We start from the raw sequence: 5,003 nt of genomic DNA on the forward strand, positions 1-5,003 counted from the left end.
CGGCGCGGAAGATGCGCCTGCGGCGCACCCGGAAGCGTTTTCTTACATCCCCGGCAGCCGCTTCGCGCGGGCAGCTCCGGCCAGGCCCAGGATGTCGGGCGCGGCTTCCACAGCCGCACGCTTCTGGCTGTCCTGGACATGCTGATAGGTGTTGAGGATCATCGAGGCGTCAACATGCCCCATAAGGCTGGCCACACTGCCGATGTCGGCACTGCCGGCCAGGGCATATGTGGCAAAAGCGTGACGAAGATCACAGGGCCGAATACGGCGATTGATGTTCGCCCGCTCCAGGCCGTGTGCCAGGCCCGGCATATGCTGCGTACCGGGCGGCCGCCCCAGGAGATGACATGCCGGATGCCCAGCGCCGCGTCATGACGCTGCCATGCTTGCAGGATCCGGAGCAGGTCGCTGCGGATGGGTATGTCCCGGCCGTCTTCCAGATGGTTTTTCCGGCGCTTGGCATGCGCAACATTGCCGTGCCCAAGTCCATGTCCCGCCATTCCAGGCGAAAAAGTTCACTGGGGCCGATGCGCGGCCCGGCGCATAAGCCCAGAATGACGACGCGCTGCACATGCGGAGCGGCCACCTCCAGGATCGCTCTGGCTTCTTTGGCCGTAGGCGGTGCAATGCGTTGCGCGCGGGCACGGGGAAGCCGCAGATCATGCAGCGGATTTGCCGTCAGCAGTCCGTTGTCCGCCTCCAGGGATTTGGCTGTGGCGGAGCTGGCCTTTGCCTCAAAGCTGGGGCGCGAGAATCTTCTGAAAAAAGCGCTGAAAGACGCTGCCTATGATTTCGCCATCATTGATTGTCCTCCAAGCCTTGGGCTTTTGACTGTCAATGCCCTTACCGCCGCCGACGGGGTTTTGATACCTGTACAGGCAGAATACTATGCCCTGGCCGGTCTTGATCTGATCCGGGAGACGATGCAAGGGATCATTGAAAATCTCAATCCCCGGCTCCATACTCTGGGGATTCTGCTCACATTCTTTGACGGGCGTAAGTCGCTCAACCGCGACGTGGCCGCCGGTCTGCAAGAGCGCTGGGGGAACCTGGTTTTCAAAACGGCCATCCGGGACAATGTGGCGCTGGCAGAAGCGCCCAGCAATGGGCAGAGCACTTTTGACTACCGCAGCCAGAGCTATGGCGCTCAGGATTACGCGGCACTTGCCAGGGAGTTCATGCTCAGGGTAAGAAAACAGTAGTTATTTTTTTACATAAAAAAATATTACCATAAGGATATAAAAATGGGTCTTGGCGACAGAGGAAAACGACGGATAAAAATTGATGCTTCGCCCAGGACAGACGATCTGTTTAAACCGACGGAAGCGCGGGCGGAAGTCGTCCAACCAGAGAACACGGCAAAGAAAACAGGCAGGCCCAGGGGCGGGCCGGTGAAGGCCAAGACATTCACTCTTCCCCTGGAGCTGAATCAACGCCTGCGCCGCTTTGCCTTTGAGCATGAATGCAAGGAAGTGGATGTGGTCAGGGCGGCTCTGGAAGCTTACCTGGCCAGGCATGAGGGGAAAACACAATAAAAATGTAACTATTTTTCACTATAAAAATTTTTTTATTCTGAAAAATAGTTCCATTAAAAAATATTGTGTAAACGGGCGCTTGTGGGACTTGGGGCCTTCGCATATATTCGTTGGAGTAAAAGTTTTCTACGTCTGGAGGAAGCCATGCAGGAACCGAATTTGAAACATTTTTTAGTGGAAGGAAGAGAAAAAGTGCTTGAGATATGAGAATAAATTCTTTGATTGCAAAAGGCGTAAATCTTTCAACTGCGGTTAAAAATATGGACACGGTTAGCTCATTCAATAGGTTCATGTGCAGATAATATCCGCCAAGTATTTTTAGATAGTCTTGGAATAAAAGTAAAGAGTATATTAAATTCAATTACTTATAATTGACTGTAATCATAACTAAGGAGAATTTTAATGGTAAAAGATAATAGTGATTTCTTTATAAGCAAGAATGCATGGTCAGAAATTAAAGATAGGCTTCTTGGAAGATATATAAGAATTTATTTTCAAAAGTTATTATCAACAAGGAAGCCTATTTGTTATATTGATTGTTTTGCAGGAAAGGGAATATTTGATGATGGAAATTATGGTTCTCCACTTATTGCATTAAAGGCTCGTGATGATAGTTTACAATATGCTAAAGGAGCCAATAAAAATGGAATAATTGATATGAGTTTTATCGAACTCAATCATTATACAGATTTAGAAAGTAACATCTATAATTATGGAAATACAAAAAATATTGAAATAATAGCAGGAAAATACGAAGAAAAAATAATAGATTTACTTTCACGAAAAGTAGGGTATAATGTATTTTTGTATATTGATCCTTATGGAATTAAAGCATTAGACTATTATCTTTTTAGCAAATTTACAGATTATAAATTTAATACGTTAGAGTTATTGATAAATTTTAATTCTTTTGGCTTTTTTCGTGATGCGTGTCGCGCAATGGGCGTTGCCACAATTGATGAGGTTTTTCAGGACTTAAGTGAGTTAAAGGAATATGCACCGACGAGAATAACTCATTCTGAACAATCAAAGGATTTGCTATCACAGATAGCTGGAGGCGACTATTGGAAAAATATTGTTTTATCATATAATAGAGGTGAAATTGATGGATATAAAGCAGAAAAAATTTTATCAAATGAATATAAGAAGCGTATTCAAAAGATATTTACTTATGTTTTAGATATGCCAATTCGGCTAAAGCCTAGACAGCGGCCAAAGTATAGAATGATTCACGCCTGTAATCATGTGCAGGGGTGCTATCATATGGCAGAAAATATGGAAAAGCGAAAAGATGAATTGTTTCTTAATATTCAACAAGGTTCACAGCTCTCATTGTTTGATAGTTGTGATCAAGCAAGACCTTCTATAGAAAATGAGCTTGTCACTTCGAAGATGGTTGAGGATCTAATCTGGAAATATCTTCTAAAAGTAAAATGTAAAATTAATTTAACCAGGTTGTTTGCTGATTTTTTTAATGAAAATGGTTTGCTCTGTAACTTTCTTATGATTCGTAAAGCGATTTTGCAACTTGAGCAACGCAAAAAATTAATTATTGAAAGAGATCCACCTACGACATCAAATGGGAAAAAAAGTACATTTTTAACTGAATCGAATAAACAGAAAGTATTTATAAGGAGTACATAGTGAAAAGAGAAGTATTTGGATATATAAAGCGTAAAAGTTTATTGTATGTCACAGGCGTTGAGTATGGTGACTATACAATGAACCATGTTTTTGGATGTTCTCATGGATGTAAATACCCTTGCTATGCATTTCTAATGAAAAAAAGGTTTGGTAAAGTTTCCTCATATGATGAATGGGTAAGGCCATATATTGTATCTAATACATTATCTCTTTTGGATTTTGAGATACCAAAATTAAGATCAAAAATTAAGTCAGTTCAGCTTTGTTTTACGACAGACCCGTTTATGTATGGATATAAAGAAATAGAGAACTTGAGTATCGCAGCAATTAAAAAATTGAATAAAGAAAATATTAAATGTACTATCCTTACAAAGGGGATATTGCCATATAGTCTTTCGAGATATAAAAAAAATGAATATGGAATAACAATTGTCTCTCTCAGTGAAGATTATAGAAAGCGGATAGAACCTGGAGCTGCTCCATATGTCGAAAGGCTATCTGCGCTAAAAAAGCTCCACGACGCTGGTTGTAAAACATGGGTAAGTATAGAGCCATATCCAACTCCAAATATTATAACGCAGAATATATATAATATATTAGAAAAAATTAATTTTGTTGACAAAATAATTTTTGGAAGAACAAACTATAGCAAATTAATATCATTATATAGTGATCATAAAAATTTTTATAACTGCGAGGCAAAGAAGGTTATGGATTACTGTAAAGAAAATAACATAAATTATCATATAAAGAAGGGCACAATTCAAAGTAAAAATTATGATGATCAGACTTGTTGTTCGTTATTAAATGATAAAATCATGAGTCGATTAACCGCCTAGGAGGGCATGATATGCTACGCGAGCCGAATTTGAAAGTATTTACAAAGGAAGAAGAGGAAAAGGTTACAGAGCAGGCTATGGCTCTCTATGATGAAAGACGGAATCAGGAAGCGGACGATTTGCTTGATTCGTTGCCGATGCCTGCTGAATATCTTCAAACTCTGAAAGAATGCATGGGGCTTGATGCACTGATATCAGAAGGTGTTAATCTTTCCAAGGCGGTGGAAAAATATGGTCAAAGTTGGCTTGCCTCTTAACTTTGCGAAGTATCTGCAACGATCTGATAAGATTATGAATGCACTGATGCAAAGCAGTAGAGGCGTCCAATATGCTCAGGCTTTGCAAAAAACCGCTTCAGAAATGGCCTTGCGTTGAAAGCAGGTGATTTTGATACGCTTTTGGCGATGGAAAAACTTGCCGTCCAGCGTGACTTCAGAGTGTTTGGAACAGAGTTGGCCCAAAAATCGGAAAACGGCCACAAGCAAATTATGGAGCGGTGGCGGATTGTCAGCAACCCCAGGACAGCCAGGGAAGATTTCCAGGCTACCTATGCTCCGGAAAATCTGCCCAAGGCCCGTATCATGGATACGGTCATGGAAAGCCTGATCAAAACGCAATGCAGACGTTTATCCGATTACGCCAAAGGCAATGCCACGCCGGCAGAAAAACTCTATTTTTCTCGGCGGCAAGAATGCCTGAAGGCTGTGTACAAGGAACACATGCTGCATCTTTCCCGCGCTCTGGGACAGGACAGGGCTCAGGAAAATAGCAAGGGGAAATATCTCTCACGATAAATGAGCGCGGATGCAGATGGAAGAGAAAAAAAAGTATACTATGTGCACGTTAATTTCGTGCAATGTATCATATAAAGCTCAAATTACCGCAGATATTCTGCTTGATATTCTTTTAAGAAAAAAAGAGCCTGGCGCATGGATAGGCCACCTGGACGTTTTTTTTAATGAGTTACCTAAAAAGATTTTATTAG

8 protein-coding genes are annotated in these 5,003 nt (G+C 42.1%); 7 read left to right on the top strand and 1 reads right to left on the bottom strand.

The genetic code is table 11. From position 1 onward, the window contains the following. Nucleotides 1-42 precede the first annotated feature (42 nt). Nucleotides 43-312, bottom strand: coding sequence for a tyrosine-type recombinase/integrase (locus G7Y52_RS14390; RefSeq protein ID WP_165073086.1), 270 nt, complete (start codon nt 310-312; stop codon nt 43-45). Nucleotides 313-347: 35 nt separating this feature from the next. Between G7Y52_RS14390 and G7Y52_RS14395 the strand changes: the two genes are divergently transcribed. The 7 genes from G7Y52_RS14395 to G7Y52_RS15135 form a co-directional block, all read left to right on the top strand. After that, nucleotides 348-1,202 carry a ParA family protein gene (locus tag G7Y52_RS14395; RefSeq protein ID WP_241159776.1) on the top strand — a complete coding sequence of 285 codons (855 nt, stop codon included), beginning with the start codon at nt 348-350 and terminating at the stop codon, nt 1,200-1,202. A 42-nt stretch (nt 1,203-1,244) separates the two neighbouring features. Beyond that, entirely contained in the window at nt 1,245-1,535 is a 291-nt protein-coding gene (locus G7Y52_RS14400; protein WP_165073088.1) for a hypothetical protein, read from the top strand. Nucleotides 1,536-1,937: 402 nt separating this feature from the next. Continuing rightward, nucleotides 1,938-3,179, top strand: coding sequence for a three-Cys-motif partner protein TcmP (gene tcmP / locus G7Y52_RS14405; protein WP_165073090.1), 1,242 nt, complete (start codon nt 1,938-1,940; stop codon nt 3,177-3,179). Continuing rightward, nucleotides 3,179-4,018 (top strand): radical SAM protein, encoded by an 840-nt coding sequence (locus G7Y52_RS14410; protein ID WP_206215337.1) that lies wholly within the window; start codon nt 3,179-3,181, stop codon nt 4,016-4,018. The genes tcmP and G7Y52_RS14410 overlap by 1 nt, the downstream gene beginning before the upstream one ends. An 11-nt stretch (nt 4,019-4,029) precedes the next feature. Beyond that, a complete protein-coding gene (locus G7Y52_RS14415) occupies nt 4,030-4,275 on the top strand; it encodes a hypothetical protein (RefSeq protein WP_165073092.1) in 246 nt (81 codons plus the stop codon). A 231-nt stretch (nt 4,276-4,506) separates the two neighbouring features. Further along, the gene (locus tag G7Y52_RS14420; RefSeq protein ID WP_206215338.1) at nt 4,507-4,812 is read left to right on the top strand and encodes a hypothetical protein; all 306 of its coding nucleotides are present in this window, start codon (nt 4,507-4,509) and stop codon (nt 4,810-4,812) included. Nucleotides 4,813-4,822: 10 nt separating this feature from the next. Next, the coding region (locus tag G7Y52_RS15135; RefSeq protein ID WP_206215339.1) for a hypothetical protein at nt 4,823-5,003 on the top strand (181 nt) is incomplete at its 3' end.

The organism is Desulfovibrio sp. ZJ200 (assembly GCF_011039095.1).
GTDB lineage: Bacteria > Desulfobacterota > Desulfovibrionia > Desulfovibrionales > Desulfovibrionaceae > Desulfovibrio.